At 72.7% G+C, this 26,487-nt stretch carries 23 protein-coding genes; 15 read left to right on the forward strand and 8 right to left on the reverse strand.

Annotated elements, in window-relative coordinates:
• The first annotated feature begins 722 nt into the window (after positions 1-722).
• Positions 723-1,268 (forward strand): TetR/AcrR family transcriptional regulator, encoded by a 546-nt coding sequence (locus IO36_RS33610; protein ID WP_037625609.1) that lies wholly within the window; start codon positions 723-725, stop codon positions 1,266-1,268.
• Between the two features lie 779 nt (positions 1,269-2,047).
• Here the strand turns inward: IO36_RS33610 and IO36_RS33615 are convergent.
• The gene (locus IO36_RS33615; RefSeq protein WP_037625611.1) at positions 2,048-2,980 is read right to left on the reverse strand and encodes a DeoR/GlpR family DNA-binding transcription regulator; all 933 of its coding nucleotides are present in this window, start codon (positions 2,978-2,980) and stop codon (positions 2,048-2,050) included.
• Between the two features lie 203 nt (positions 2,981-3,183).
• Positions 3,184-4,632: an NAD(P)H-quinone dehydrogenase gene (locus IO36_RS33620; protein WP_037625613.1), complete on the reverse strand. Its 1,449-nt coding sequence runs from the start codon at positions 4,630-4,632 to the stop codon at positions 3,184-3,186.
• 107 nt (positions 4,633-4,739) lie between these two features.
• On the opposite strand from IO36_RS33620, the gene IO36_RS33625 reads away from it, so the two are divergent.
• From IO36_RS33625 to IO36_RS33640, 4 genes are all read left to right on the forward strand, one after another.
• Positions 4,740-5,177: a gamma-glutamylcyclotransferase family protein gene (locus IO36_RS33625; RefSeq protein WP_037625615.1), complete on the forward strand. Its 438-nt coding sequence runs from the start codon at positions 4,740-4,742 to the stop codon at positions 5,175-5,177.
• A gap of 285 nt (positions 5,178-5,462) precedes the next feature.
• Positions 5,463-6,287: a purine-nucleoside phosphorylase gene (locus IO36_RS33630; RefSeq protein ID WP_037625616.1), complete on the forward strand. Its 825-nt coding sequence runs from the start codon at positions 5,463-5,465 to the stop codon at positions 6,285-6,287.
• 80 nt (positions 6,288-6,367) lie between these two features.
• Positions 6,368-7,999: a phospho-sugar mutase gene (locus IO36_RS33635; RefSeq protein ID WP_037625618.1), complete on the forward strand. Its 1,632-nt coding sequence runs from the start codon at positions 6,368-6,370 to the stop codon at positions 7,997-7,999.
• A gap of 703 nt (positions 8,000-8,702) precedes the next feature.
• Positions 8,703-9,947: a membrane protein gene (locus tag IO36_RS33640; protein WP_037625621.1), complete on the forward strand. Its 1,245-nt coding sequence runs from the start codon at positions 8,703-8,705 to the stop codon at positions 9,945-9,947.
• Positions 9,948-10,133: 186 nt separating this feature from the next.
• Here the strand turns inward: IO36_RS33640 and IO36_RS33645 are convergent, their stop codons facing one another.
• Positions 10,134-11,939, reverse strand: coding sequence for a hypothetical protein (locus tag IO36_RS33645; RefSeq protein WP_037625623.1), 1,806 nt, complete (start codon positions 11,937-11,939; stop codon positions 10,134-10,136).
• Between the two features lie 132 nt (positions 11,940-12,071).
• Entirely contained in the window at positions 12,072-12,740 is a 669-nt protein-coding gene (locus IO36_RS33650) for a PH domain-containing protein (protein WP_037625624.1), read from the reverse strand.
• A 337-nt stretch (positions 12,741-13,077) separates the two neighbouring features.
• Between IO36_RS33650 and IO36_RS33655 the strand changes: the two genes are divergently transcribed.
• The 4 genes from IO36_RS33655 (at position 13,078) to IO36_RS33670 (ending at position 17,890) form a co-directional block, all read left to right on the forward strand.
• Positions 13,078-13,860 carry a class I SAM-dependent methyltransferase gene (locus IO36_RS33655; protein WP_245173579.1) on the forward strand — a complete coding sequence of 261 codons (783 nt, stop codon included), beginning with the start codon at positions 13,078-13,080 and terminating at the stop codon, positions 13,858-13,860.
• 706 nt (positions 13,861-14,566) lie between these two features.
• Positions 14,567-15,520: a deoxyribose-phosphate aldolase gene (gene deoC / locus IO36_RS33660; RefSeq protein WP_037625666.1), complete on the forward strand. Its 954-nt coding sequence runs from the start codon at positions 14,567-14,569 to the stop codon at positions 15,518-15,520.
• Positions 15,521-15,526: 6 nt separating this feature from the next.
• Entirely contained in the window at positions 15,527-16,984 is a 1,458-nt protein-coding gene (locus IO36_RS33665) for an aldehyde dehydrogenase family protein (RefSeq protein WP_037625625.1), read from the forward strand.
• A complete protein-coding gene (locus tag IO36_RS33670) occupies positions 16,985-17,890 on the forward strand; it encodes an aldehyde dehydrogenase family protein (protein ID WP_051901154.1) in 906 nt (301 codons plus the stop codon).
• Between the two features lie 146 nt (positions 17,891-18,036).
• Here IO36_RS33670 and IO36_RS33675 read toward each other — a convergent pair whose 3' ends face one another.
• Complete coding sequence (locus tag IO36_RS33675) at positions 18,037-18,435, reverse strand: hypothetical protein (protein ID WP_037625627.1); 399 nt, start codon at positions 18,433-18,435, stop codon at positions 18,037-18,039.
• Positions 18,436-18,734: 299 nt separating this feature from the next.
• On the opposite strand from IO36_RS33675, the gene IO36_RS33680 reads away from it, so the two are divergent.
• The gene (locus IO36_RS33680; RefSeq protein WP_037625628.1) at positions 18,735-19,388 is read left to right on the forward strand and encodes a uridine kinase family protein; all 654 of its coding nucleotides are present in this window, start codon (positions 18,735-18,737) and stop codon (positions 19,386-19,388) included.
• Between the two features lie 286 nt (positions 19,389-19,674).
• Here IO36_RS33680 and IO36_RS33685 read toward each other — a convergent pair whose 3' ends face one another.
• On the reverse strand, positions 19,675-20,472 hold the full coding sequence (locus IO36_RS33685; RefSeq protein ID WP_037625630.1) for a SigE family RNA polymerase sigma factor: 798 nt from the start codon (positions 20,470-20,472) through the stop codon (positions 19,675-19,677).
• A 296-nt stretch (positions 20,473-20,768) separates the two neighbouring features.
• Here IO36_RS33685 and afsQ1 point away from each other — a divergent pair, with 296 nt between their 5' ends.
• The 5 genes from afsQ1 to IO36_RS33710 all read left to right on the forward strand — a co-directional run bounded on the left by afsQ1 (position 20,769) and on the right by IO36_RS33710 (position 24,606).
• Positions 20,769-21,446 carry a two-component system response regulator AfsQ1 gene (gene afsQ1, locus IO36_RS33690; protein ID WP_037625670.1) on the forward strand — a complete coding sequence of 226 codons (678 nt, stop codon included), beginning with the start codon at positions 20,769-20,771 and terminating at the stop codon, positions 21,444-21,446.
• Entirely contained in the window at positions 21,443-23,026 is a 1,584-nt protein-coding gene (locus tag IO36_RS33695) for a sensor histidine kinase (protein WP_037625632.1), read from the forward strand. Before afsQ1 ends, IO36_RS33695 begins: the two co-directional genes overlap by 4 nt.
• On the forward strand, positions 23,023-23,673 hold the full coding sequence (locus IO36_RS33700; RefSeq protein WP_245173580.1) for a hypothetical protein: 651 nt from the start codon (positions 23,023-23,025) through the stop codon (positions 23,671-23,673). Before IO36_RS33695 ends, IO36_RS33700 begins: the two co-directional genes overlap by 4 nt.
• Before the next feature lie 63 nt (positions 23,674-23,736).
• Positions 23,737-24,288, forward strand: coding sequence for a VanZ family protein (locus tag IO36_RS33705; protein ID WP_037625633.1), 552 nt, complete (start codon positions 23,737-23,739; stop codon positions 24,286-24,288).
• 114 nt (positions 24,289-24,402) lie between these two features.
• Complete coding sequence (locus IO36_RS33710; RefSeq protein ID WP_037625636.1) at positions 24,403-24,606, forward strand: PspC domain-containing protein; 204 nt, start codon at positions 24,403-24,405, stop codon at positions 24,604-24,606.
• Positions 24,607-24,813: 207 nt separating this feature from the next.
• Here the strand turns inward: IO36_RS33710 and IO36_RS33715 are convergent, their stop codons facing one another.
• Entirely contained in the window at positions 24,814-25,167 is a 354-nt protein-coding gene (locus tag IO36_RS33715) for a hypothetical protein (protein ID WP_037625637.1), read from the reverse strand.
• Positions 25,168-25,309: 142 nt separating this feature from the next.
• A complete protein-coding gene (locus IO36_RS33720; protein ID WP_037625639.1) occupies positions 25,310-26,464 on the reverse strand; it encodes an adenosine deaminase in 1,155 nt (384 codons plus the stop codon).
• Positions 26,465-26,487: the final 23 nt, after the last annotated feature.

Genomic DNA, 26,487 nt, shown 5'->3' on the forward strand with positions numbered 1-26,487 from the left:
CCCCTGAACGCGCACCGCTCGGGCACCGTCAAGGGCCTGAGCGCGGAGGTCGGCGCCTCCGTCACCTCCGGCGCCCCGATCTGCGAGATCAAGGACTGAGCAGGCACTGAGCACCACGGACGGGTACCCACCCGTCCCCCGCCTCCGAAGCGCCCGGCACCGCAACAAGCGGCCTGCCGGGCGCTTCGCCTTGCGGGGCACGCCGAGCGGTCACCCGGCGCGTCGGTGCGCTGGGCGCGTCAAACGGTCCACCAGGGGCTTCGCTGTTCGGGCGTGCCAACCGTTCCGCCGGGGGCTTCGCATTGCGGGCTCGCCAAGCGATCCACCCGGCGCCTCGCTGTGCAGGCGCGTCAAGCGGCCCGCGGGGCAACTCGCCGGGCAGGGCGCACCAAGCAGTCCGCCTGGGGGCTCCGCAAGTCGGGCTCGCCAAGCCGGCCAACCGGCGCCTCGCCCTGTGGGGCGCCGCAAAGGGTCCGCCTGGCGCCCGCCGGGCGGGGCGGAACCCGTCCCCGCGGCGCTCGGTCCTTCGTCCGCGCAACCGTCGATGATTCTTCGAGCCGTCCGGCGCCCGGCCCGTGAACGTTCGCCCGCGGACCCGCCGGTGGCATCCTGGAGCGCAGCCGGGCGGCGGGAGAGGGCAGGTGAAGGCCATGACGGGCGCGACCGCGAGGGAACGGACCGGGGCGGCCGTACCAGCCCCGGGACCGGGGGCGCCGCGCGTGATGCGCGCGGACGCACGGCGCAACCACGGGCGGCTGCTCGCCGAGGCGCGCTCCGCGTTCGCCGCGCACGGTACGGACGCGTCGCTGGAGGACGTGGCCCGGCGCGCGGGCGTCGGAATCGGCACCCTGTACCGGCACTTCCCGAATCGGCACGCGTTGATGAGCGCGGTCTTCGAGGAGGCGGTGGGCGAACTGCTGGCCCGCTCGCGCGAACTGCTCGACGCCCCGCAGCCGTGCACCGCCCTGGTGCAGTGGCTGCGCGAGATCGTCACGCACGCCAGTGAATACCGGGGGCTCGCCCGTGCCCTCATGTCGGCCGCGCGGGACGAGGGTTCACACCTCGCCCGGTGCAGCGGCCCGATGCGTGAGGCGGGCGCGGCCCTGTTGCTCCGCGCCCAGGAGTCGGGGGCCGTACGCCCCGACGTGTCGATCGGGGACCTCCTCCAGCTGACCAACGCGATCGCGCTGGCGGCGGAGGAAACCGCGAACGACCCCGCCCTGGCCGACCGTCTGCTGAACCTGACCCTGCGCGGCCTGAAGCCATGAGCCCCGGGGCCCCGGCCCCGCCAGAGCCACCGGCCCGAACCAACCACCCGGCCGACCGGCCGCCACGCAGCAGTGAAGCACCGGTGTCCGGCCAACATCTCGAACCGACCCGACGGCCCGACACCGGGATCCGCCCGGCCCACAGTCCGGCGCAGCCGGCCGTCCGCGTCCGACGGCCCGACGCCACAACCACCCGGCTCGACGGCAGGACACCGTGATGCGCCCCCGGCCGGACAACCCGAACCCACGAGCAGCCCGGCCCACGACCCGAACCAGACAACGCTCAGGCCCACGGCCCGTACCCAGCAGCGCCCTGACGCTCGGCGCGCACCCAGCAGCTCCCAGACCTGCGGCCCATTTCCACGAACGGCCCATGCCCGCCGGCCGGCTGACCGACAGTCCGACACCGTCCAGACCCGGCTCGGCGGCGGGACACCCCGGTCCGCGCTCCGCCGGGCAACCCGAACTCACACGCGTCCCGGCCCACGGTCCCTACCCCCGCAGCGCCCTGACGCTCGGCGCGACCCGGCAGGGCCCGACCTGCGGCCGGTACCCACGAACCACCCTTGCCCGCCGGCGACCTGACCAACAGTCCGGCACCACGGACCACCCCGGCTCGGCCGCCGGGCAGCATGCCCGGGCCCAGCCTGTCGGCCCGACGGGACCGCTCGGGCGGCGGTCGTCCTGACGGCCCGTTTCAGCCGGTGCGGCCACCTGCCGCGGTGAACCGGCCCGGCCGGACGGTGGTCCGGCCATCGGGCGTCACGGTCCGGCGCCGCTCAGCGGCGTCGAAGATCGGCCACTCGTGCGCGTTCGGCCGGGGGCTGGTCCCCCATCACCGTCGCGCTCCGTAGTTGCGGCCCCGAGCCCGGGACCACCTGGCCGCGGCGCGGGCCGGGGAGCGGTACGTCCCGGCGCTGCTGGCGTCCCGCCGGGAGCTGCTCCCCTCCCGCACCGCCCGACGCCGACGCCCCGGCCACCGCGATCTGGACGCCCTGATCGGCCAGGGCCTGCAGTTCGGTGGCCGCACGGTCGTCGTGGGCGGGCGGCTCGTCCGTGACCAGACGGGTGATGAGGTCGGTCGGCACGGTCTGGAACATGGTGTCCGTCCCGAGCTTGGTGTGGTCGGCGAGGACCACGACCTCGGCGGCCGCCTGGACCAGAGCACGGTCCACGGACGCGGAGAGCATGTTGGACGTGGAGAGTCCGCGCTCGGCGGTCAGACCGCTCCCGGAGAGGAACGCCCGGGACACGCGCAGCCCTTGCAGGGACTGCTCCGCACCCGAGCCCACCAGGGCGTAGTTGGAACCGCGCAGGGTGCCGCCGGTCATCACGACCTCCACGCGGTTGGCGTGCGCCAGGGCCTGGGCCACCAGCAGGGAGTTCGTGACGACGGTCAGCCCCGGCACCCGCGCGAGCCGGCGGGCCAGCTCCTGCGTGGTGGTACCCGCCCCCACCACGATGGCCTCGCCCTCTTCGACGAGACCCGCGGCGAGATCGGCGATGGCGGTCTTCTCGGCGGTCGCGAGATGCGATTTCTGCGGAAAGCCGGACTCCCGCGTGAACCCGCCCGGCAATACCGCACCGCCGTGCCGGCGGTCGAGGAGTCCTTCTGCCTCCAGCGCGCGCACGTCCCGCCGTACGGTCACTTCGGAGGTCTGGACGACGCGGGCGAGCTCACGGAGCGACACGGCCCCGTTCGCTCGCACCATTTCGAGGATCAATTGGCGACGTTCTGCAGCGAACACGAAACTGACAGTAACCCCAACGACCGTCTGCTTTCAGCAGTTTGCGCCGAATAACAGAAGTTGTTCGCATGACGGGGTGGTGAGTGGTATACGTGCCCACTCGGGCCATACCGCCCCTGCGGAGCGTCACCAACTCCCCGCGACCTGCGGGGAGTCGGCCGGGCCCGTCAGCCCTCGCCCGCGGTCTTCCGGGTGTGCAGCTGCCGTGCCACCTCGGCGATCGAGCCGGACAGGGACGGGTACACGGTGAAGGCGTTCGCGATCTGTTCGACCGTCAGATTGTTGTCGACCGCGATCGAGATCGGGTGGATCAGCTCGGAGGCGCGCGGGGAGACGACCACACCGCCGACCACGATGCCGGTGCCGGGACGGCAGAAGATCTTGACGAAGCCGTCGCGGATGCCCTGCATCTTGGCGCGCGGGTTGCGCAGCAGCGGCAGCTTCACGACCCGGGCGTCGATCTTGCCCCCGTCGACGTCCGCCTGGGTGTAGCCGACAGTGGCGATCTCGGGGTCGGTGAAGACGTTCGAGGAGACCGTCTTCAGGTTCAGCGGGGCCACCGCGTCGCCGAGGAAGTGGTACATGGCGATGCGGCCCTGCATCGCGGCGACGGACGCGAGGGCGAAGACGCCGGTCACGTCACCGGCCGCGTACACGCCCGGGGCCGTCGTGCGCGAGACCTTGTCGGTCCAGATGTGCCCGGAGTCGCGGAGCCTGACCCCGGCCTCCTCCAGACCCATGCCCGCGCTGTTGGGGATGGCACCGACGGCCATCAGGCAGTGCGTGCCGCTGATGACCCGGCCGTCGGAGAGCGTGACCTCGACCCGGTCGCCGACCCGCTTGGCGGACTCGGCGCGCGAGCGGGCCATGACGTTCATGCCGCGGCGGCGGAAGACGTCCTCCAGGACCGCGGCGGCGTCCGGGTCCTCGCCCGGCAGCACCCGGTCGCGGCTGGAGACGAGGGTGACCCGGGAGCCGAGCGCCTGGTACGCGCCGGCGAACTCGGCGCCGGTGACGCCGGAGCCGACCACGATGAGTTCCTCGGGCAGCTCGTCGAGGTCGTAGACCTGGGTCCAGTTCAGGATGCGCTCGCCGTCGGGCTGCGCGTCGGGCAGCTCGCGCGGGTGGCCGCCGGTGGCGATGAGCACGGCGTCGGCGGTGAGGGTCTCCTCGGTGCCGTCCGCGGCGCTCACGACGACCTTGCGGGAGCCGTCCAGGGCCTGCATGCCCTCCAGCCGGCCGCGGCCGCGCAGGACACGGGCGCCGGCGCGGGTCACCGAGGCCGTGATGTCGTGCGACTGGGCGAGCGCGAGGCGCTTCACACGGCGGTTGACCTTGCCGAGGTCGACCCCGACCACCCGGGCGGCCTGTTCCACGTGGGGGGTGTCGTCGGCGACGATGATCCCCAGCTCCTCGTACGAGGAGTCGAACGTCGTCATCACCTCGGCCGTGGCGATGAGAGTCTTCGACGGCACGCAGTCGGTGAGCACCGACGCCCCGCCCAGACCGTCGCAGTCGACGACGGTCACCTCCGCGCCGAGCTGCGCGGCCACCAGCGCCGCTTCATATCCGCCGGGTCCGCCACCGATGATCACGATCCGAGTCACGTACTCCATTGTCCCGCACGCTTCAAGGTGCTTCCGCCCAGGGGGCCCGGGAGAGCGGCATCCGAGCCACTTTGTTACGCGAGAGGCGTACGGGCCGCTGCCGTACCCTCGACCCCATGTCGCTCTACGCCGCGTACGCCGGCAATCTCGACCCGCGGCTCATGACGCGCCGCGCCCCGCATTCGCCGCTGCGCGCCACGGGCTGGCTGAACGGCTGGCGGCTGACCTTCGGCGGCGAGCACATGGGCTGGGAGGGCGCGCTGGCGACGATCGTCGAGGCGCCGCGGTCCCAGGTCTTCGTCGCGCTGTACGACATCGCACCCCTGGACGAGGACTCCATGGACCGATGGGAGGGCGTCGGTCTCGACGTCTACCGCCGGATGCGCGTACGTGTACACACTCTGGAGGGTGAGGAAGCGGCGTGGGTCTACGTACTGAACGGGTACGAGGGCGGACTGCCCTCGGCGCGTTATCTGGGCGAGGTGGCGGACGCCGCCGAGTCGGCGGGAGCGCCCCACGACTATGTGATGGAGCTGCGCAAGCGCCCCTGCTGAGCCGTGCCCGCGCGGGCACGCCCCGCCGCGTCGCGCAGCATCCTGGCCGCTCGGGAGCGGTTTCCGCCCTTCCGCCCGGCCCGCTCGCCCCGCCGCCGGGGTGCCGTCGCGCACCCCGCCGCTCCCCGGCCGGTCCCGCCGCGCACCGGCACGGCCCGCCGTGTCGCCAGGACGCCCCCGGCTTCCCCCGCGTCACCCGTTCGTCGGAAACGACAAGACAACGATCGCAAGACCGTGAGCTCCGTCATCTACGCGCGTAGGCCCAGAGCGGCTACGCTCTTGCGCGTGAACGCATCTCTTCTTCCGGACGACATCCAGGGCGACCCCCACGCCGCCGCCGACGCCGCCGCCACGCGCCTGCGTGAGCTGACGGGCGCCGAGACCCACGACGTCGCCCTCGTGATGGGCTCCGGCTGGGCCCCCGCCGTGGACGCCCTCGGCACCCCCGAGGCCGAGTTCCCGGTCACCGAGCTGCCCGGCTTCCCGCCGCCGGCCGTCGAGGGACACGGCGGCACGATCCGCTCGTACCGCATCGGCGACAAGCGCGCCCTGGTCTTCCTCGGCCGCACCCACTTCTACGAGGGCCGCGGCGTCGCCGCCGTCGCGCACGGTGTCCGTACCGCCGTCGCCGCCGGCTGCAAGACCATCGTGCTCACCAACGGCTGCGGCGGTCTGCGCGAGGGCATGCGCCCCGGTCAGCCCGTGCTGATCAGCGACCACATCAACCTGACGGCCACCTCGCCGATCGTCGGCGCGAACTTCGTCGACCTCACCGACCTGTACTCGCCGCGGCTGCGCGCGCTGTGCAAGGAGGTCGACCCCACGCTGGAGGAGGGCGTCTACGCCCAGTTCCCCGGCCCGCACTACGAGACGCCCGCCGAGATCCGGATGGCCCGTGTCATCGGCGCCGACCTCGTCGGCATGTCGACGACCCTCGAAGCCATCGCCGCGCGCGAGGCCGGCGCCGAGGTGCTCGGCATCTCCCTCGTCACCAACCTCGCCGCCGGTATGACGGGCGAGCCCCTGAACCATGAGGAAGTCCTCCAGGCGGGCCGTGACTCGGCCGCGCGCATGGGGGAACTTCTGACCCAGGTGCTGGATCGTCTGTAGGCGACGGCGCGACCGCCCCGGCGCGGGGCGCGGCGCCCCGGGCACACGGAACCGTACGACCGAAGAGAGGTGCACCCCAGGTGCAGGACGACATCGTCGCGCGGGCCAAGGCATGGCTGGCCGAGGACCCCGACGCGGAGACCCGTGACGAACTCGCCAAGCTCGTGGAGGCCGAGGACGTCACCGAACTGACCGCCCGCTTCAGCGGGACGCTCCAGTTCGGCACCGCCGGTCTGCGCGGTGAGCTCGGCGCGGGACCGATGCGGATGAACCGCTCCGTGGTCATCCGGGCCGCGGCCGGACTCGCCGCGTATCTCAAGGGCAAGGGCCAGGCCGGCGGACTCGTGGTGATCGGCTACGACGCCCGTCACAAGTCCGCGGACTTCGCCCGCGACACCGCCGCCGTGATGACGGGCGCGGGACTGCGCGCCGCCGTCCTGCCCCGGCCGCTGCCCACCCCCGTCCTCGCCTACGCCATACGGCATCTCGGCGCGGTCGCGGGCGTGGAGGTCACCGCCAGCCACAACCCGCCCCGGGACAACGGCTACAAGGTGTACCTCGGCGACGGCTCGCAGATCGTCCCGCCGGCCGACGCGGAGATCGCCGCCGAGATCGACGCCGTCCGCGCGCTCGCCGACGTCCCCCGTCCGGACTCCGGCTGGGAGACCCTCGACGAGGGTGTCCTCGACGCGTACCTGGCCCGTACGGACGCCGTCCTCGCCGAGGGCTCGGCGCGCACCGCCCGCACCGTCTACACGGCGATGCACGGCGTCGGCAAGGACGTGCTGCTGGCCGCCTTCGCCCGGGCCGGGTTCCCCGAGCCGGTGCTCGTCGCCGAGCAGGCCGAGCCCGACCCGGACTTCCCGACCGTCGCCTTCCCCAACCCGGAGGAGCCGGGCGCGATGGACCTCGCGTTCGCGGCGGCGCGCGCGGCGGAGCCCGACCTTGTCATCGCCAACGACCCGGACGCCGACCGGTGTGCCGTGGCCGTGAAGTCCGGCACGGACTGGCGCATGCTGCGCGGCGACGAGGTCGGCGCGCTGCTCGCCGAGCACCTGGTTCGGCGCGGCGCGCGCGGCGTCTTCGCCGAGTCGATCGTCTCGTCCTCCCTGCTCGGCCGGATCGCCGAGGGCGCGGGGCTGCCGTACGAGGAGACGCTCACCGGCTTCAAGTGGATCGCCCGCGTCGAAGGACTGCGGTTCGGCTACGAGGAGGCGCTCGGCTACTGCGTCGACCCCGAGGGCGTCCGCGACAAGGACGGCATCACCGCCGCCCTCCTGATCACCGAGCTGGCCTCGGAGCTCAAGGAGCAGGGCCGGACGCTGCTCGACCTGCTCGACGACATCGCCGTCGCGTACGGGCTGCACGCCACCGACCAGCTCTCGGTGCGGGTGGAGGACCTGACGGTCATCGCGAACGCCATGCGCCGGCTGCGCGAGCAGCCGCCCACGGAGCTCGCGGGCCTGGCGATCACCCGGGCCGAGGACCTGACCCGGGGGACGGACCGGCTGCCGCCCACGGACGGTCTGCGCTACACCCTGGACGGCGCCCGGGTCATCGTCCGCCCGAGCGGCACCGAGCCCAAGCTGAAGTGCTACCTGGAGGTCGTGGTGCCGGTCGGCGGCCACGACGAGCTCCCGGCGGCGCACACGAAGGCGACCGCGCTGCTGACGGCGATCAAGCGGGATCTGTCGGCGGCGGCCGGTATCTGACCGCAGCGGTTCGATCCCCCCGGCGGGAGGCGGCCCGACGACCGCCTCCCGCCGGGCGAGGAGCCCCCGCCTGCCGTGCGGGAGGCCGCCTCCCGCCGCGCGGGGAAACCCCTCCCGCCGCGCGGGAGACCTGCTCCCGCCGGGCGAGGAGACCCTCCTGCCGAGCGGGAGGCCGCCACGTGCCGAGCGGGAAACCCCTCCTGCCGAGCGGGAGTCCGGCTCCCGCCGTGCGGGGAGATCTCTACTGCCATGCCGGAGACCTGCTCCCGCAGCGCGGAGAGCCCCCGCCTGCCGAGCGGGTGACCACCTCCCGCCATGCGGGGAGACCCCTCCTGCCGTGCCGGAGACCGCCTCCTGCCTCGGGGGGATACCCCTGCTGCCGTGCGGGAGGCCGCCTCGTGCCGAGCGGGAAACCCCTCCTGCCGAGGGGGAGACCGGCTCCCGCCGTGCGGGGAGACCTCTACTGCCATGCCGGAGACCTGCTTCCGCCGTGCGGAGAGCCCCCGCCTGCCGTGCGGGAGACGCCTCCCGCCGTACGGGGAGACCCTGCTGCCGCGCGGAAGACCGCGCCGGGCTCCGACACGCGCGTCCGCCCTCCTCACGGGTGATTTCCGCAGGGCAGTTGACGCAGCGCTCCCGTGCGTCGCCGGGTGACCGAGGAACGGTTACCGGCAGCGCACCATCGAGTCCCAGGAGCCGCCGCGTGCCCTCGACCGAATCCCGGCCGACGTCCGCCCCGCCCCGGAGCGCCCCGGGCAGGACCGTCCCCGGCGTCCCGGCCGCCCGGCGCGCGCCCGGCGCCGCCGGTTTCCTCCCCGGCGTCCTCACCGGCCTCGTCACCACGGTCCGCGCCCGGCTGCGGGACGCGGCCCCCGCCCTTCTCGCCTACGCCGCCGTCCGCCTCACCGGTCTGCTCGTCCTCGCCGTCTGGGCGCACCGCAGACACCACGGCGTCTGGCCGATCCTGGCGGCCCAGTGGGACGCGGACTGGTACCTCGGCATCGCCGACCACGGCTACGCACACCATCTGGGCACCGCGTACGACGCCAACAGCCTGGCCTTCTTCCCTCTCTACCCGGTCCTGGTCAAGGCGGTCGCGGTCCTGACACCCGGTTCGCGCGCCTCCACCGGGCTGGCGATCGCGGTCATCTGCTCGTTCCTCGCCGCCTGGGGCGTCCACGCGGTGGGCAGCCGACTGCACGGCCGGCGCGTCGGCGTGCTGCTGACCGTGCTGTGGGCGGCCCTGCCGGTGGGCCTGGTCCAGTGGATGGGTTACACGGAGTCCCTGTTCACCGCCTTCGCCGCGTGGGCGCTGTACGCGGTCCTCACCGGCCGGTTGCTGTGGGCCGCCTCGCTGGCGGCGCTGGCGGGCCTGACCCGGCCCACCGGCATCGCCGTCGCCGCCGCCGTGGCCGTGGCCGCCCTGCTGTCGCTGCGCCGCGGCTTCTCGGTCCGGGCACTCGCGGCCGTCCTCCTCGCCCCGGCCGGCTGGCTCGCCTACGTCGGCTGGGTGGGCGTCCGGCTGGGCCGCTGGGACGGCTACTTCGCCGTACAGCGGCTGTGGCACAACGAGTGGGACGGCGGCGCCGAGACCGTGCGGCGGCTGCGGGAGGTACTGGCGCAGAACTCGTCGCCCGAGCTGTTCCTGATCATGGTGACCGTGACGCTGCTGACGTCGGTGGGGCTGTACGTGCTCTCGGCCGGGGACCGCCAGCCGCTCCCCCTGCTCGTCTTCACCGGCGTCCTGCTGCTGATCGTCCTCGGCAGCGGCGGCGTCTACTTCCCGCGCGCCCGCTTCCTGCTCCCCGGCTTCCCGCTGCTGCTCCCCGCGGCCCTGCACCTGGCCCGAGCCTCACGCCGCTTCCGGGGCATCTTCCTCACGGCGGCGGTGCTGGGGTCGGCGTATTGCGGTGCGTACATGGTGCTGGTGTGGCCCAGTGCGCCCTAGGGGCTGATCGGGGCGGGGGGCCGCTGCGGGTCGGCGGACCGGGTTGGCGGGTCGGGGTCACCGGCCCGGGGTGCGGTCCGCGTTGGCGGACCGAGTCACCGGCCCGGGGTGGGCTCTGGGTCACCGGCCCGGGTTGGAGCGCTGGGTCACTGGCCCGGGTTGGAACGCTGGGGCACGGGGCCCGAGTCAGCGGCCCGGGAAGCCCGTCCAGCCGGCCAGCACCGCCGTCAGCCACGCGAGGACGAGCGGCACCGCCAGCGGCCACAGCGGTCGGCCCCGGTCCCGCTCCTCGCTGTCGCCCGTGGGACGCAGGGCCGGGTCCGTGCGCATCGCGGTGACCTCGGCGGCCAGGGCGTCGTACGGGTGGGTCAGACCCCGCACGCGCTGGAACCAGGCCCACCTGGGAGCGGAGACCGTCCAGGCCCCGTCGCCGCCCCAGCGCAGCTTGAGTTCGAGGGACTCGCGGCGGACCGAGCGGACGTCGTCCCAGGGGATGTGGGTGGTCCCGCGCAGACCGTTCAGCCAGAGGCCGGTGCGGTCGGCGGTCAGGCGCCAGCAGAGCTTCACGGGGAGGCGGAACGCCCCGAACAGGCCGAAGAGCAGGACGAGGATCCGCTTCCAGAGGCCCGTGTCCCCGTCGACGAACGTGTCCCAGCACAGCGGAACGGCCCACACCACCATCAGCAGACCGGCCAGCCGGTCCACCGCCCCCGCGCGCCAGCGCCGTACCGGCACCGGTTTCGCGCGACTGGCGGTCTCCACCAGGCCGAGGTGCAGCTCGTCCTCCGCGGCGGTCCGGGCCGACGTCCGCTTCTCCCGTTCCAGCCGCCGCCTCACGGCCCCCTCCGACAGCGGGCGGACGGGACCGGTCGACCGCTGCGCCACCGGCGCCCCGCCCGGCTCGGACGGGGCGCCGACCAGGACGACCTCGGCGCCGTCGTAGGGCGCCCCGTACAGGACGGCTTCCCGCAGCGGCCCCGGCCGGTCGTCGTCCCGGTCGGAGACTGGACCGAGGTCGGCCACGTCCGTGACGACGTCTGTCAGGACGTCCGCCACGGCTTCGGCCATGGCGTCCGTCATGGGGTCTGTGGCGGGGGCCGGGGCAGGGGCTGGGGCAGGGTTCTGGGGGTGGGGGGTGTTGTGGGTCGGGGCGTGAGGTTCGGCGGGGGTCGCGTTCAGGTTCTGGGCGGGGGTCGCGTCCAGAGGAGTCACTCCGACCGTGAACAGTGGGCGCAGGCCCCCGATGTCGTCAGCGGCGTAGACCTTCGCGTCGCCGTGCCGGGTCTCGCGCATCAGCACGCGCAGCACCGGCGCGGGCGCGGCACGCAGCGCGACGGCCCGCCGTCGGCCGAGCACACCGGAGAGCAGCGCGGTGGCGCCCAGCCCCGCCACGAAACAGCCGGCGACCATCGCCGCCCGGCGGCCCTCGGCGTCGTCCCAGACACCGGCGGTCGCGGCCAGCGGGACGCCCGCCGCGATCAAGGTGATCCCCAGCCCGGAGAGGAACCGGCCGCGCCCGAGGGGCAGGTCCGCACCCGGCGGGAGTGCGCTCACCCCGCCGGAGGCGGCCAGCGCCGCCTCCCGCTGGCGTTCCCGTGCCCGCAGGCGCAGGGCGGCGACCGCCAGGCAGGCCCCGTTCAGTACGAGCGCCCCCGCGAGCACCGGGATCACCGGTGCGGGCCGCAGGACCACGGTCACCAGCGCCAGCAGTGGCGCCGACACCCGTACGAGCTCGGGCCGCAGTTGCAGCCACACCAACTGGAGCCCGGCCCACGCCGCCAGGTACGGCGGCAGACCGTCCGTCGTCAGGCCCAGCGCGGCCAGCACGCCCACCGCCAGTACCAGCTTGAGGACGCGCAGTCCGACCCTCGGCACCGGGATCCAGCCCGGCGGCAGGGCCCGCGTCCAGCGCCGGGTGTCCTCCGTGCTCCAGGGAAGGCAGCCGTCGGGTATCGCGGTGGCGGGCAGCGTCTGCCGGGCGTGGGTGTTCATCGTTTTCCAGGGACTCGGGCCGAGGGGCGGTGGTGCGGAAAGCCCTCGGCTCCGTCTCCGGGTGGGGCAGCGGTCGCGGGCGGGGCGGGCAGGACCCGCTCAGGGCTGGTCAGCCCGTCGCTCAGGGGCTGGTCAGCCCGTCGCCAGCAGGATCACCAGGACGACCAGGCCGGCGAGTGCCGGGCCCATCACCTCGTACGCCCAGCGCACCGTGACCTCGCCCTGCGCGCTCTCCGCCGTCGCGCGGGCCTCCGCCAGCTCCCGCAGATCGTCCATGATCTGGTCCGTCTCGGGGCGGGAGGGGGCGTCGGTGGCGGCGCCCCGGCCGAAGCCGGACAGGCCGAACTGCGACGTACGGCCCTCGCGGCCGCGGCCGCCCTGCTGTTGCTGGCGGGCCGCCTTCTTGCGGGCGCGCAGGGACACGGGCACCGCCCACAACTGGTACTTCGTGCCCGAGGTGTCGATCACCTCGTTCGAGTAGTGCGAGCGCAGCGAGGCGACCTTGCCCCACGGCAGGACGATCACACGGAGCGGGTTGCGGACCCGCAGCCGGTCCTCGTTGGCGTAGACGGCGGGGCGCAGGGTGAACGCGGCCACGACCGGGACGATGAGGATCAGTCCGGCGAGCGCCAGCCAGGGGGTGCGGCCGTGTCCGGAGACCAACGCGTCGAAGCCGAGCCAGCCCACGAGGAGCAGCAGGAGGACGCCGCCCGCGATACCGGCGGGCGACCGGTAGATCCGGTCCCTGGCCTCGGGTCGCGAGGCGTCCGGACGGGGTGACTGGGGGTCGGGGGTCGTCATGGTCCCGATTGTGCACGACGTGTACCGCGCGCTTGGGCTCGGCCGGGTCTCGCTATGGTCGCGAACCCTCCCGAGCCCTCCGCGAGCCCTCCGCGAGCCCCCCGCGAGCTCTGCGCGGGATCGGAGCGGGTGCTCTGGCGCGCCGTGCCCGTGCGGCGCTATCCAGGTCCGGCATCGTCTTGGGCTCAGGCCGGCGTGAACCGGGACGGTGTTCTCTCCAGGGCCGTGAGGGCGACGACAGGAGGCAACGATGGCTACGGGATCCGAGCACGGGGTGGGCCGCACGGGCGCCGAAGATCAGGTCGAACGGTGGAACGGGCCTACCGGGAACGCCTGGGTGGAGTCCCAGGACATGGTGGACGCGTTGTTCGCGCCGCTGGAGGAACTGCTGGTCGAGAAGTTTCCGGCCGGGCAGGGGGGCAGCGTCCTCGACGTGGGGTGCGGCACGGGCGGCACGACGGTGGCGATCGCGCGTCGGCTCGGGGCAGAGGGCCGGTGCGTCGGTGTCGACATCTCGGAGCCCATGGTGGGGGCGGCGCGAGTTCGGGCGGAGCGGGCGGGGGTGCGGGCGTCGTTCGTCCGGGCCGATGCGCAGGACCATGCGTTCGAGCCCGGGGGCTTCGATGCGGTCGTCTCCCGGTTCGGGGTCATGTTCTTTGCGGATCCGGTGCGGACGTTCGGGAATCTGCGGGGGGCGGTGCGGGAGGACGGCGTGCTGCGGTTCATCGTGTGGCGTGATCTCGCGGAGAATCCGTTCATGACGACGGCCGAGCGGGCGGCGGCGCCGTTGATGCCGGGGCTGCCGGAGCGGGTGCCCGATGCTCCGGGGCAGTTCGCGTTGGCGGACGCGGGGCGGGTGCGGGGGTTGCTGGAGCGGGGCGGGTGGGGCGAGGTCGAGGTGCGGCCTGTGGACGCGGGGTGCGTCATGGCCGAGTCGGAGCTGGTGCCGTACTTCAGCCGGTTCGGGCCGGTCGGGATCGCGTTGCGGGACGTGGACGAGGAGACCCGGGCCCGGGTGGTGGAGTCGGTCCGCTCCGCGTTCGAGCCGTTCGTGCACGGCACGCAGGTGCGCTTCACGGCAGCCTGCTGGCAGATCGACGCACGAGCCACTGGCCGCTGACCGGGTCCGGCCCGGTGGGTGGGTCGGGGCCGGTCCGGTGCATCAGCCCGTCGCCGTCGGACAGAGACGTGAACGTTAGTGGCGACGGGCATCGATGTACCGGCCCGTCCCCTCACGCCGGATCCCGACTGCGGGTGCGTGGTGGCTTGTGCAGGATCCAGTCCCGGCCCGGGAACGTCCCAGCCCCGGCCCAGCAACGTTCCGGCCCTTGCCCGGGAACCTTCCAGCCCCGGCCGGGGAAATTTCAGCCCCGGCCGGGGATATTTCAGCCCCTCCGGCGTTTGAGGAGCGGGGTCCGGGGCGGAGCCCCAGGGGTGGCCATCCCTCCGGCCCACCCCTCGGGTGCGGGCCAACCCCCACCCCTCGGGTGCGGGCCAACCCCCACCTCTCGGGTGCGGGGCAATCTCCAGCCCCTCCGGCGTTTGAGGAGCGGGGTCTGGGGCGGAGCCCCAGGTACGGGACGGGTAGGGGCGGAGGGGGCGAGAGAAGGCTTGTGGGGTGCCGGGGGACCGGACACCCCGGGTCCCAGGAGGGCAGGACACCCCCGGTCCCGGGAGGTGCAGGGGCCGGGCTCCCCTCCGGATCGGGGGCAAGCTCCCCCCGGTGCGGGGCAGGGCGCCGAGCGGGGCAGCCCGGTCGAAAAAAGGCTCCGCTCCGACCGGGGCTGTACAGCCGCTACGCGCGTAGATATGCTCGTCTGGTGACCATGCCCACCTCTGCACCCGCACATAGCCTCGGCGACGTAACCGCGTCCGACAGCACGCTGCGCCGCTTCCTCCACGGGCTGCCCGGCGTCGACGCGGTCGGCCTGGAGGCGCGCGCCGCCTCGCTCGGCACCCGTTCCATCAAGACCACCGCGAAGGCGTACGCCATCGACCTCGCCATCTCGATGGTCGACCTGACGACGCTGGAAGGCGCGGACACCCCGGGCAAGGTCCGGGCACTCGGCGCCAAGGCGGTCCTCCCGGACCCGACCGACCGCACGACGCCCACCACGGCGGCGGTCTGTGTCTATCCCGACATGGTGGCCGTCGCGAAGGAGGCCGTCGCCGGTTCCGGCGTGAAGGTCGCCTCCGTCGCCACCGCCTTCCCGGCCGGCCGCGCCGCCCTCGACGTGAAGCTGGCCGACGTCCGCGACGCCGTCGCCGCGGGCGCCGACGAGATCGACATGGTCATCGACCGCGGGGCGTTCCTCGCGGGCAGATACTTGAAGGTGTACGACGAGATCGTCGCCGTGAAGGAGGCCTCGGGCGCCGCCCGCCTGAAGGTCATCTTCGAGACCGGCGAGCTCTCGACGTACGACAACATCCGGCGGGCGAGCTGGCTCGGCATGCTGGCCGGTGCCGACTTCATCAAGACCTCCACCGGCAAGGTGGCCGTGAACGCGACCCCCGCGAACACGCTGCTGATGCTGGAGGCCGTGCGCGACTTCCGCGCGCAGACCGGCGTGCAGGTCGGCGTGAAGCCGGCCGGCGGCATCCGCACGACCAAGGACGCAATCAAGTTCCTGGTCCTGGTGAACGAGACCGCGGGCGCGGACTGGCTGGACAACCACTGGTTCCGCTTCGGCGCCTCCTCGCTCCTGAACGACCTGCTGATGCAGCGTCAGAAGCTGGCCACCGGCCGCTACTCCGGCCCCGACTACGTGACGGTGGACTGATCCGACATGGCTTCCGTATTCGAATACGCACCGGCGCCCGAGTCCCGCTCCGTCGTCGACATCGCCCCCTCCTACGGCCTCTTCATCGACGGTGAGTTCACCGAGGCCGCCGAGGGCAAGGTCTTCAAGACCGTCTCCCCCTCCACCGAGGAGGTCCTGTCCGAGATCGCCCAGGCCGGCGAGGCGGACGTGGACCGCGCGGTGAAGGCCGCCCGCAAGGCGTTCGTGAAGTGGTCCGCGCTGCCGGGCTCCGAGCGTGCCAAGTACCTGTTCCGCATCGCGCGGATCATCCAGGAGCGCAGCCGTGAGCTGGCCGTCCTGGAGACCCTGGACAACGGCAAGCCGATCAAGGAGACCCGGGACGCCGACCTCCCCCTGGTCGCCGCGCACTTCTTCTACTACGCGGGCTGGGCCGACAAGCTCGACCACGCCGGATACGGCGCGAACCCGCGTCCGCTGGGCGTCGCGGGCCAGGTCATCCCGTGGAACTTCCCGCTGCTGATGCTGGCGTGGAAGATCGCCCCGGCCCTCGCGACCGGCAACACGGTCGTCCTCAAGCCCGCGGAGACGACGCCCCTGACGGCGCTGTTCTTCGCGGACATCTGCCGCCAGGCGGGCCTGCCCAAGGGTGTCGTCAACATCCTTCCCGGCTACGGCGACGCGGGCGCGGCCCTCGTCGCGCACCCGGACGTGGACAAGGTGGCCTTCACCGGATCCACCGCCGTCGGCAAGGCGATCGCGCGCCAGGTCGCGGGCTCGCACAAGAAGGTGACACTCGAACTGGGCGGCAAGGGCGCGAACATCGTCTTCGACGACGCCCCGATCGACCAGGCCGTCGAGGGCATCGTCAGCGGCATCTTCTTCAACCAGGGCCAGGTCTGCTGCGCGGGTTCGCGGCTGCTGGTCCAGGAGTCGATCCACGACGAGCTGCTCGACTCGCTCAAGCGCCGGCTGTCGACGCTGCGTCTCGGCGACCCGCTCGACAAGAACACGGACATCGGCGCGATCAACTCCGAGGAGCAGCTCTCGCGCATCACCTCGCTCGTCGAGCAGGGTGAGGCGGAGGGCGCCGAGCGCTGGTCCCCGGCCTGTGAACTCCCCTCCGCCGGCTACTGGTTCGCCCCGACGCTGTTCACGAACGTCACCCAGGCGCACACCATCGCCCGGGACGAGATCTTCGGTCCGGTGCTGTCCGTCCTCACGTTCCGCACCCCGGACGAGGCGGTCGCCAAGGCCAACAACTCCGCGTACGGCCTCTCGGCGGGCATCTGGACCGAGAAGGGCTCCCGGATCCTCGCCGTGGCGAACAAGCTCCGCGCGGGCGTCGTCTGGTCCAACACGTTCAACAAGTTCGACCCGACCTCGCCGTTCGGCGGGTACAAGGAGTCGGGCTTCGGCCGCGAGGGCGGCCGTCACGGCCTGGAGGCGTACCTCGCCCCGTCTAGCCCGGAGGGCGAGCGATAAATGAGTGCAGCCGAGAAGTCCGAGCAGCAGCGTCTGAGCGTCTTCAAGACCTACAAGCTGTACGTGGGCGGCAAGTTCCCGCGTTCCGAGAGCGGCCGGGTGTACGAGGTGACCGACTCCAAGGGCAAGTGGCTGGCGAACGCTCCGCAGTCCAGCCGCAAGGACGCCCGTGACGCGGTCGTCGCGGCGCGCAAGGCGTTCGGCGGCTGGTCCGGCGCGACGGCATACAACCGCGGACAGATCCTGTACCGCGTCGCCGAGATGCTGGAGGGCCGCAAGGAGCAGTTCGTCCGCGAGGTGGCCGACGCCGAGGGCCTGTCCAAGGCGAAGGCGGCGGCCGTGGTGGACGCCACGATCGACCGCTGGGTCTGGTACGCGGGCTGGACCGACAAGATCGCCCAGGTCGTGGGCGGCGGCAACCCGGTCGCGGGCCCTTACTTCAACCTGTCCTCCCCCGAGCCGACGGGTGTGGTGACGGTCCTGGCACCGCAGGAGTCGTCGTTCCTCGGTCTGGTGTCGGTGATCGCCCCGGTGATCGCCACCGGCAACACGGTGATCGTGATCGCCAGCGAGAAGTCCCCGCTGCCGGCGCTGTCGCTGGGCGAGGTGCTGGCCACCTCCGACCTGCCCGGCGGTGTCGTGAACGTCCTGTCCGGCCGGACCGCGGAGATCGCCGCCCCGCTGGCCGCCCACCAGGACGTCAACGCGATCGACCTGGCCGGCGCCGACGAGGTGCTGGCGAAGGAGCTGGAGATCGCCGCCGCGGACAACCTGAAGCGCGTTCTCCGTCCACAGGCTGTGGATTACGCGCGGACTCCCGGGACCGAGCGCATGACGGCCTTCCTGGAGACGAAGACGGTCTGGCACCCGACCGGCTCCCTGGGAGCCGGGGGCTCGTCCTACTGAGCCCCGGGCTGCCGACGCCCTGAGATGTCGGGGCCCCGATCCGTGTCCCCGGGGCTCCGCGCACGAGAGAGCCGCGTTCCCCCTCCGTCCAGGGGGAGCGCGGCTCTCGCGTGTCCGGGGCCGTGCGAGGCCCGTGCGGCCCTCGGTCAGCGCAGGACGCCGGTCACCTGGCCCAGCACGGGGATGCGGCCGATCGACTGCGCCTGCGCCACCGGGCCGGTGAGCGCCTTGGAGGACAGCGGCTGGAAGTCGGCGAGCTGGGTGCCCACGCCGTTGTCGAGCGGGTCCACTCCGGTGCCGGCCAGCGGGTTGGGCTTGAGGCCCTCGACGGGGCCCGTGACATGCCCCACGGTCCCGGTCAGCGCCGTCAGTCCCGCCTGCGGGTCGATGCCGCCGAGCGCGGCGGACCCGGTGTGCGCGGCGGGAGCGGTGTCCGCGAACGCCGGTGCGGCCACGGCCGCGCCGGCGGCGGCCACACCGACCAGCGCGGCGACCCTCGCGGTCGTACGGGCCAGGGTGTTCCGCGGGGCTGCGTGTCGCGCCATCAGGTTGTCCTCTTCGGCTTGCGGAGATCGGGGTACGACGGACGGAGAACGCCTTGCGTTCGCCGCGCCACGCACAGTAGTTGACCCGCGCCGCGCCCGTGCGGTCCTCGCGGCGGATTCGCCCCTGCGGGTCAACAGGCATATCAGCGCCACTCGTCATGCCCCGACGGCTCGTCACGACCGAGCCGCTCGTCACACCCCGGCGACATCCGTCCGCACATACGGCGAAGCCGGGGATAATGGCGGGGAGCCGCGCCGTCGCGCGGCGCCGCCGGACCTGTCACAGAAGGTACAGACCATTGGGTTCCCCTCTCCCGATACCCGCCCGCGTGGTGCTGCTCTGCGGTCCCTCCGGCTCCGGGAAGTCCCTTCTCGCCGCCGCCTCCGGGCTCCCGGTGCTCCGCCTCGACGACTTCTACAAGGAGGCCGGCGACCCGACGCTGCCCCAGGTCGAGGGCAGCGCGGACATCGACTGGGACCACCCGCTGTCCTGGGACGCGGACACCGCGGTCGCCGCGATCGAGGAACTGTGCCGTACGGGACGTACGACCATCCCCGTCTACGACATCTCCCTGAGCGCCCGCACCGGCAGCGAGGCCCTGGGCATCGACGGCGCGCCGCTGTTCATCGCCGAGGGCATCTTCGCCGCCGAGATCGTCGGGCGCTGCCGTGAACTCGGGCTGCTGGCCGATGCGTTGTGCCTGTCCCGGGGCGCGGTCACCACGTTCCGGCGGCGCTTCGTACGGGATCTGCGGGAAGGCCGCAAGTCGGTGCCCTTCCTGCTGCGGCGCGGCTGGCGGCTGATGCGCTCCGAGCGGTCCATCGTGGCGCGCCAGGCCGCCCTGGGCGCCCACCCCTGCGACCGCGACGAGGCGCTCGGCCGGCTGACGGCCGCCTCGGCCGCGCGGCGGACCTCCGCCCCGACCACCACCGCCCCGACCACCGCCGCGTAGGCAGTAGTTCGCAGTCCGGTAAGCCGGTAACCGTCGCCCCTGCCGGCCAGAACTCCCGCCGGGGACGCGCCCTGCGGCTCACGGACACGAAGAAGGTCCAGGCGGACCCCCGACCGCCTGGACCTTCTCCGTCTTTCCCCCGTGGTCCCCCGTGACACGGTTGTCTCCCCGTGACCCGTTTCCCCGTGACCCCGTTCGGCGCCGGCTCCCCCCGGAACCGGCTCCCCCGTCACCGGCTCCCCCCGGAACCGGTCTCCGTGCTGAGCGTTTCCGCTCCCCCGTGCCCTCAGGCGACAAGCTCGCCGAAGGACTCCTCCTCGTCACGGCCGAAGCTGAGGACCTCGTCCTCGCGCATCCGGCGGAGCGACCGCCAGATGCTGGACTTCACCGTGCCGACACTGATGCCGAGGATCTCCGCGATCTCCGGGTCGGTGCGGCCCTCGTAGTAACGGAGGACCAGCATCGTCCGCTGGAGTTCGGGCAGCCGGGCCAGCGCCTGCCACAGGACCGCGCGCAGCTCGGTGCCGCGCATCGCGTCCGTGTCGCCGGGCGTCTCCGGCAGCTCCTCGGTCGGGTACTCGTTCAGTTTGCGGCGGCGCCACGCGCTGATGTGCAGGTTCGTCATGGTGCGACGCAGGTATCCGCCGACGGCGGCCTTGTCGCTGATCCGGTCCCAGGCCCGGTAGGTCGAGAACAGCGCGCTCTGCAGCAGGTCCTCGGCCTCGAAGCGGTCACCGGTCAGGTGGTAGGCGGTTGCGTACAGGGAGGCGCGGCGCTCCTGGACGTAGGCGGTGAAGGCCGCTTCGGCCTCCGCGCTGCCCGTCCCGGAGCGACGCTCCCCCGTGTCCTCCCCGTACGCGGCTCCCCCGTGAGCCTTCCCCCCCGTCGTGCCCACGGCGGCGGGCGCCGTGGTGTTCTCCCCCGTGAAACCGTCAACCACCGTCATGTACACGGTGTGCTGACGCCCGGCCCCGCGAGCGCACCCCCGGCCGCTGTTCACGTTGCCGGACTTCTCCGCGGCCCGGGTGACGTCGTGGAGCCGCGTGACAACTGCGCTAGTGCTGGTGCTGTGCAGCGTGTTCATCTCGCGCCCCCCGTCGTGGAGTCCCGGATCTTCGGTTCGTTCCGTCGTGCGTCCTGCCTTGTGCCGAAAAGCTTGCCGGGCCCACTTCATGGCCGTGTCCGCCGACTGTCACAGACCTGTCACAGGGGCCGCCCCCAGGCGCGGCACAGCGCGATCACAGAGAAGAGCGGTACGACTACGCAGATGGCCACTTGGGCCCCGGGTGGCACCCCGGAGGGCCTCCGATGTGCCCGGGAGACGAGTGGGAGCGCTCCAACAGTCGATACCCGAGCATGACATGGGCCAGAATGACGTTCGTGCCTTCCCTGTTGCTGATCGAGGACGACGACGCCATCCGGACGGCCCTGGAGCTCTCTTTGACGCGCCAGGGACACCGGGTGGCCACTGCTGCCACCGGCGAGGACGGTCTGAAGCTCCTGCGCGAGCAGCGACCGGATCTGATCGTGCTGGATGTGATGCTGCCCGGAATCGACGGCTTCGAGGTGTGCCGTCGCATCCGACGCACCGACCAGCTGCCGATCATCCTGCTGACCGCGCGCAGTGACGACATCGACGTCGTGGTCGGACTGGAGTCCGGCGCCGACGACTATGTCGTCAAGCCCGTGCAGGGCCGGGTGCTCGACGCCCGGATCCGTGCCGTGCTGCGCCGTGGCGAGCGGGAGGCGAACGACTCGGCGTCGTTCGGCTCGCTGGTCATCGACCGGGCCGCGATGACGGTCACCAAGAACGGCGAGGACCTGCAACTGACGCCCACCGAGCTGCGGTTGCTCCTCGAGCTGAGCCGCAGGCCCGGACAGGCGCTGTCCCGGCAGCAGTTGCTGCGACTGGTGTGGGAGCACGACTACCTGGGCGACTCGCGTCTGGTCGACGCCTGTGTGCAGCGGCTGCGCGCCAAGGTGGAGGACGTGCCCTCCTCGCCCACCCTGATCCGTACCGTGCGCGGCGTCGGCTATCGGCTGGACAACCCTCAGTGACCAAACCGCAGGACAAGCTCCGCGGCTGGGCCGCGGCGCGCAAGGCGTTGCTGTCCGGACTGCGTTTCACCAGCCTGCGGCTGCGGCTGGTCGTGGTGTTCGGACTCGTCGCGCTCACCGCCGCGGTGTCCGCCTCGGGCATCGCGTACTGGCTCAACCGCGAGGCCGTGCTCACCCGTACCCAGGACGCGGTGCTGCGCGACTTCCAGCAGGAGATGCGCAACCACGCCAGCATGCTGCCGGTGCACCCGGCGCAGGACGAACTCCAGCGCACGGCCGGACAGATGGCGAACAGCAGCCAGCGCTTCAGCGTGCTGCTGACCGCCGAGGACGTCGACGGCAAGATGATCACCGGCAACTCGGAGCTGGACACGTTCACCCTGGAGGACGTACCGCCCTCGCTCCGCAAGGCGGTGAACAAGCAGCAGCCGCTGTCCTCGACCAACAAGTCCGCGTACCACCTGTACTGGCAGCGGATCACCCAGCACGACAAGTCGTACCTCGTGGGCGGGGCCCGCGTGATCGACGGCAGCACGACCGGCTACATGCTCAAGTCCCTGGAGCCGGAGGCCAAGGACCTCAACTCCCTGGCGTGGTCGCTGGGCATCGCGACCGGACTCGCCCTGATCGGCTCGGCGCTGCTCGCGCAGGCGGCGGCGACCACCGTCCTCAAGCCGGTGCACCGGCTGGGCATCGCGGCCCGCCGGCTCGGCGAGGGCAAGCTGGACACCCGGCTGCGGGTCTCCGGCACCGACGAACTCGCCGATCTGTCCCGGACGTTCAACCGGACGGCGGAGGCCCTGGAGAAACGGGTCGCGGACATGAGCGCGCGGGACGAGGCGTCCCGGCGTTTCGTCGCCGACATGTCCCACGAACTGCGGACGCCGCTCACCGCGATCACCGCCGTCACCGAGATCCTCGAGGAGGAGCTGGACGCGGAGACCGGCAGCGTCGACCCGATGATCGAACCGGCCGTGCGGCTGGTCGTCAGCGAGACCCGGCGTCTGGGCGACCTCGTGGAGAACCTGATGGAGGTGACCCGTTTCGACGCGGGCACCGCCCGGCTCCTCCTCGACGACGTGGACATCGCCGACCAGATCACCGCGTGCATCGACGCGCGTGCCTGGCTGGACGCCGTCGAACTCGACGCCGAACGCGGGATGACGGTGCGGCTCGACCCGCGCCGGCTCGACGTGATCCTGGCGAACCTGATCGGCAACGCGCTCAAGCACGGCGGGTCACCGGTCCGGGTGTCCGTGCGGGTGGAGGGCGGGGAGCTGGTCATCAAGGTGCGCGACCACGGTCCCGGCATTCCCGAGGACGTCCTGCCGCACGTCTTCGACCGGTTCTACAAGGCCAGCGCGTCCCGCCCGCGCTCCGAGGGCAGCGGCCTCGGCCTGTCCATCGCCCTGGAGAACGCGCACATCCACGGCGGCGAGATCACCGCGGCGAACTCTCCCGAGGGCGGGGCCGTGTTCACGCTGCGCCTGCCGCAGGACGTGTCGGAACTGCTCGCCGGCGACCGCCGGGGCCATGACGGCGCCACGCCCGGGAACGGCACGGAAGGCACCGCCGGATGACCACCGCACACCCCGACGGCCGACGGACGGCCGCCGCCACGCGCCGCAAGGCGCTGACCTGGGCGGCCGTCCCCCTGCTCGCCGCGCTGCTCGCCGGGTGCGGCATCCGCCCCACCCAGGTGCCCACCGACTTCGGTCCGGCTCCCTCCCGGGTGCCCTGCGCCCTGTCCGGCCCCGACATCACCACCCAGTCCTCGCACGGGGTGCCGGTCCAGGTGTTCCTGCTCTGCTCGGAACAGCTGGTGACGGTGGACCGTTCGGTGCGCATCCCGGACGGCACGGCGGAGGCGGCGCGCCGGGTCCTGGTGGCCCAGGCGCTGCTCGACGAACTCGCCGAGGCGCCGTCGACGCCCGAGGAGCAGGCCGGGTACACGACGGACGTCCGCGGCGGCATGACGGTCGGCGGGCCCCATGACGGGGACCCGGAGGACACGCTGCGGCTGAGCACCTCCCCGCGGGACCTCACCCCGACGGCCCTCGCGCAGATCGTCTGCACCTTCTCGGACTCGGCCGCGGCCCGGGACGACGGCAGTGTCGTCCTCGGCGGTCCGGCCCCCTCTCCCCTGCGCAGTTACGAGTGCACCCCGGAGGTGCGCGCCGCCCCGGGCGACACGGCCCCGACGTCGACGGCTGTCCGGAGTTCGTAACGCTGCGGGGCCGAAACCCACCGCAGCGGAACCGATCGTGCCGGAGGCCGCGTCTTGGGGGGCGTGCAGCGTCAAGGTTCAGAGGACGGCAGCGCCGTCACCCGCGTCCGTGTGGCAGGAGGTGTCCTCCTGGTCGCACACCTGGCGCTCGTCGCCTGGATCACGCTGCGCCCGCTGGACGTCCCCTGGGTGAGCGCCGCCAACCTGCGGCCCTTCGCGGGCATCAGAGCCGACCTCGCGCTGGGTCCCGAGGTCGCGGCCCGTCGGCTCGCCGCGGGCCTCGGCCTGCTCGCCCCGCTGGGCGTGCTGCTCCCGATGGCGGGGGGCAGGCTCGCCGTCTCCCCGCTCGGCTCCCTGCTGCGCACGACCGCGGCCGGCGTCCTGCTGTCGCTGGGCATAGAGCTGCTGCAGACCGGGGTGCCGGGCCAGGTCGTGGACATCGACTCGATCATCCTGAACGGCCTGGGCGTGGCCCTCGCGCACCTCGCCATCGTGCCCGCAGCCCGGGCCCGGTTCCGCCGCAGGGCCGAGACACGGCGCCGCGCGGACGTCCTGCGGGAGGACCACCTTCAGGGTCGGACCCCGACGATTCCCAGGGTCGGGATCGCTCCTTAGGGCGAGGATCCGCGGCGGCCGTCCTCGTAGCGTTGAGGACATCGGTGAAGGCACCGATGAGAACGACGAAGCCGGCCGAGCCGGCCCTCGACGACGGTTCGCGAAGGAGCCACCATGACCGCCCTTGCCCGCCCCACGAACGGCCGCATGATCGGCGGAGTCTGTGCTGCGCTGGCACGGCGCTTCGGCACCTCGGCCACGACGATGCGCGTCGTGTTCCTGCTCTCCTGCCTGCTCCCCGGCCCGCAGTTCCTGCTCTACATAGCGCTGTGGATCCTCTTCCCGTCCGAGGACAAGGTCGCGCGCACCGCCTGGTGACGTGGGCGGACACCCGGCGGACGGCCGGGCGGAGAGATGGCTGAACGCCGGTGGGGCGCACCCTTGAAGGGTGCGCCCCACCGGCGTTCGCACGGCCGGGAACCGGCGCGGCCGGGACACGCGCGGCCGCTCCTCGCACGGACGGAAGGCCCCGGGCTCGGACAGGCGGGGGGCTGTCCGTCCGGCGAAGGGCGCGGACGCGGAACGTCAGCCCAGCGGGAGCCCGTTGACCGGCAGACCGTGCGTGGGCAGACCCTGCAGCGGCAGCCCTCCGAGCAGTCCGGCCACGGGCGCGGTGGGCCCGTTGGCCAGCAGCTGCGCGGCGGCGGGCTTCGCGGCGGCCACACCCGAGCCGAGGGCGCCCTGGCCCTGGGCGAGCGCCTGGCCGGCGCCGGGCAGCGTGGAGGCGACGTTCTCGGCGGGCAGCGTCCTGGTGACGGTGTCGAGCGCCGAGGAGGCGTCCGGCACGGCCGGGGCGGCGTTCGCGGCACCCGCGCCGACAGCGGCGAAGGCGGCGCCGAGAGCGGCGACACCGAGAGTCTTGGCGGCAGACTGCTTCATCGTGAATGCGTCCTTGGGGTGGGTGAGACGGTATGTGAGCGGTCCAGAACCGTAAACACGTGATCCCGCGGTCCGCAAACATCGAAAAGCGGCCGAGTCATGGAGGAGAAGTGAAGACCCGGCCGTTTTCCGTCTCCCCTAATCAGCCCTGTTCGCCCGAAGAACCGCTGGTGGAGGCCGTCTGCTGGAACAGCCATTCGGACTTCAATTCTGCATATCCCGGCTTGATCACGTCATTGATCATGGCCAGTCGTTCATCGAAAGGAATGAATGCCGACTTCATAGCATTGACTGAGAACCATTGCATGTCGTCGAGCGAGTAACCGAACGCCTCGACAAGGTGCTCGAATTCCTGGCTCATGCTCGTCCCCGACATCAGACGGTTGTCGGTGTTGACCGTGGCGCGGAAGTGCAGCCGCCGCAGCAGTCCGATGGGGTGGCCCGCGTACGAGTCCGCGGCGCCGGTCTGGAGGTTGGAGCTGGGGCACAGCTCCAGCGGGATGCGCTTGTCCCGGACGTACGACGCGAGGCGCCCGAGCTCGACGGAACCGTCCTCGCGGACCGTGATGTCGTCGATGATGCGGACGCCGTGGCCGAGCCGGTCGGCGCCGCACCACTGGAGCGCCTGCCAGATGGACGGCAGTCCGAAGGCCTCGCCGGCGTGGATCGTGAAGTGGTTGTTCTCCCGCTTCAGATACTCGAAGGCGTCGAGGTGCCGGGTGGGCGGGAAGCCGGCCTCGGCGCCGGCGATGTCGAAGCCGACGACGCCCGAGTCGCGGTAGCGGTTGGCGAGTTCGGCGATCTCCAGGGCGCGGGCCGCGTGCCGCATCGCCGTCAGCAGCGCGCCGACCCGGATCCGGTGGCCGTTCTCACGGGCCAGCCGCTCCCCGCCCCGGAAGCCCTCGTTGACCGCCTCGACGACCTCTTCGAGGCTGAGCCCGCCCTCCAGGTGCTGCTCCGGCGCGTACCGCACCTCGGCGTAGACGACCCCGTCCTCGGCCAGGTCCTCGGCGCACTCGCGGGCGACACGCACCAGGGCCTCTCGGGTCTGCATGACGGCGCAGGTGTGGGCGAAGGTCTCCAGATAGCGTTCCAGCGAACCGGAGTCGGCGGCCTCGCGGAACCAGATGCCGAGCTTGCCGGGATCGGTCTCGGGGAGGTTCGAGTACCCGGTTTCGCGGGCGAGTTCGACGATCGTGCCGGGGCGCAGGCCCCCGTCGAGGTGATCGTGCAGCAGGACCTTGGGCGCCCGGCGGATCTGCTCCGAGCTCGGGATGTTCCGGATCTGGCTCGTCATTTCCGCACTGTAGCCCCTACGCG

Source organism: Streptomyces aureus (assembly GCF_000725495.1).
Classification (GTDB): Bacteria; Actinomycetota; Actinomycetes; order Streptomycetales; family Streptomycetaceae; genus Streptomyces; species Streptomyces aureus_B.

Bases quoted from the DNA above. Each gene is read 5' to 3' on its own strand.
- IO36_RS33610 (WP_037625609.1), top strand. From the start codon at position 723: ATGCGCGCGGACGCACGGCGCAACCACGGGCGGCTGCTCGCCGAGGCG.
- IO36_RS33615 (WP_037625611.1), bottom strand. From the start codon at position 2,980: ATGGTGCGAGCGAACGGGGCCGTGTCGCTCCGTGAGCTCGCCCGCGTC.
- IO36_RS33620 (WP_037625613.1), bottom strand. From the start codon at position 4,632: ATGGAGTACGTGACTCGGATCGTGATCATCGGTGGCGGACCCGGCGGA.
- IO36_RS33625 (WP_037625615.1), top strand. From the start codon at position 4,740: ATGTCGCTCTACGCCGCGTACGCCGGCAATCTCGACCCGCGGCTCATG.
- IO36_RS33645 (WP_037625623.1), bottom strand. From the start codon at position 11,939: ATGAACACCCACGCCCGGCAGACGCTGCCCGCCACCGCGATACCCGAC.
- IO36_RS33650 (WP_037625624.1), bottom strand. From the start codon at position 12,740: ATGACGACCCCCGACCCCCAGTCACCCCGTCCGGACGCCTCGCGACCC.
- deoC (WP_037625666.1), top strand. From the start codon at position 14,567: ATGCCCACCTCTGCACCCGCACATAGCCTCGGCGACGTAACCGCGTCC.
- IO36_RS33665 (WP_037625625.1), top strand. From the start codon at position 15,527: ATGGCTTCCGTATTCGAATACGCACCGGCGCCCGAGTCCCGCTCCGTC.
- IO36_RS33670 (WP_051901154.1), top strand. From the start codon at position 16,985: ATGAGTGCAGCCGAGAAGTCCGAGCAGCAGCGTCTGAGCGTCTTCAAG.
- IO36_RS33675 (WP_037625627.1), bottom strand. From the start codon at position 18,435: ATGGCGCGACACGCAGCCCCGCGGAACACCCTGGCCCGTACGACCGCG.
- IO36_RS33685 (WP_037625630.1), bottom strand. From the start codon at position 20,472: ATGAACACGCTGCACAGCACCAGCACTAGCGCAGTTGTCACGCGGCTC.
- IO36_RS33700 (WP_245173580.1), top strand. From the start codon at position 23,023: ATGACCACCGCACACCCCGACGGCCGACGGACGGCCGCCGCCACGCGC.
- IO36_RS33710 (WP_037625636.1), top strand. From the start codon at position 24,403: ATGACCGCCCTTGCCCGCCCCACGAACGGCCGCATGATCGGCGGAGTC.
- IO36_RS33715 (WP_037625637.1), bottom strand. From the start codon at position 25,167: ATGAAGCAGTCTGCCGCCAAGACTCTCGGTGTCGCCGCTCTCGGCGCC.
- IO36_RS33720 (WP_037625639.1), bottom strand. From the start codon at position 26,464: ATGACGAGCCAGATCCGGAACATCCCGAGCTCGGAGCAGATCCGCCGG.